Source organism: Methylophaga sp. UBA1464 (genome assembly GCF_002325665.1).
Classification (GTDB): Bacteria; Pseudomonadota; Gammaproteobacteria; order Nitrosococcales; family Methylophagaceae; genus Methylophaga.
In genome coordinates, this window is record NZ_DCSO01000080.1 from 1 (window position 1) to 1,179 (window position 1,179).

Annotated in this window: 1 protein-coding gene and 1 pseudogene; both read right to left on the bottom strand. The window is 46.3% G+C overall.

Going from position 1 to position 1,179, the window contains the following annotated elements; genetic code table 11:
- Positions 1–435, bottom strand: a pseudogene (locus B3O33_RS10025) (arginyltransferase); the annotation flags it as partial.
- Positions 425–1,120, bottom strand: coding sequence for a leucyl/phenylalanyl-tRNA--protein transferase (gene aat, locus B3O33_RS10030; RefSeq protein ID WP_339612335.1), 696 nt, complete (start codon positions 1,118–1,120; stop codon positions 425–427). The gene aat and the pseudogene B3O33_RS10025, both read right to left, overlap by 11 nt.
- Positions 1,121–1,179 lie beyond the last annotated feature (59 nt).

Consider the following 1,179-nt stretch of genomic DNA (forward strand, 5'->3'; position numbering starts at 1 on the left):
CGCTCGGAATTCTATAAACGCCGTATCGCTCCAGCTGCTGGTGAGAAACTGGAGATAGGTTTCTTTGCTTGGATTATCCATTCCGCCACCGGGATGACGATGTGCCAGATAGCGCTGATAAAGTTCGTAATGTTCGGCATTAAAATTAGCTGGCTTGATAACGATGTCAATATCATTATTGTTGCGCAAGCAACGCCGTTGACTGCGGTTTGGCCGGAAGTTATTAACATCAATCCTGACCGGTACACAGGCATCGCATGCCGGACAGAAAGGTCGGTAGACGTGCTCTCCACTGCGGCGGAAACCATGCTGGATAAGTTGACTGTAAAGCGTATTTGTCAGTGGGCGCAGCGGATCCGGATAAATGTTTCGCGCTAAACGATCTTCCAGATAAGAGCAGGCATGTGGCCTGTCCTGATAAAAATCAAGGCTCATAAACAAACGGTAACGCGCTGGTTTGCCAACTGCCAGACTGGCCAGATAAGGAACACAGTTTTTGCACCCGCTCAACAAATTGTTCTCTTGGTAGTGTGACTGCTCCAAGACGTGCCAAGTGTTCAGAATACACCTGGCAATCAATTAGTGGATAACCCCATAATCTGAGCTGCCGGGAGAGGGCAACCAGGGCAATTTTTGAAGCATTTGTTTTAAAACTGAACATGGATTCACCAAAAAACATTTTGCCAATGGCCACACCATAAACACCACCAAAAAGCTGTCCATCCTGCCAACATTCCACACTATGGGCATAACCTGTCTGATGCAATTCTGTATAAGCCGCTATCATTTCATTATGAATCCAGGTTTCATGTTGATCGACAGGCATTTTCAGTCGAGGTGCGGCGCAGGCCTGCATAACCGCTTTAAAATCTTGGTCAAATGTAATGCGAAAAGGTTTTTGTCGTAAGGCTTTTTTTAAGCTTTTACTGATGTGGATCTTATCGGTTTCGAATACCATGCGGGGATCAGGGCTCCACCATAAAATCGGATCATAAGCATTGAACCAGGGGAAAATACCTTGGCGGTAAGCATTCAGTAATCGCGTAACAGACAGGTCTCCACCAGCAGCTAATAAGCCATGTGAGGTTGTCTGTTCAACTGGTGGGAACGGACTGTCCACTGAGGATCCTAACCAGCTGATAGCCATTAATCGTTTAACTGTAGATTAAGCTCTTTGGC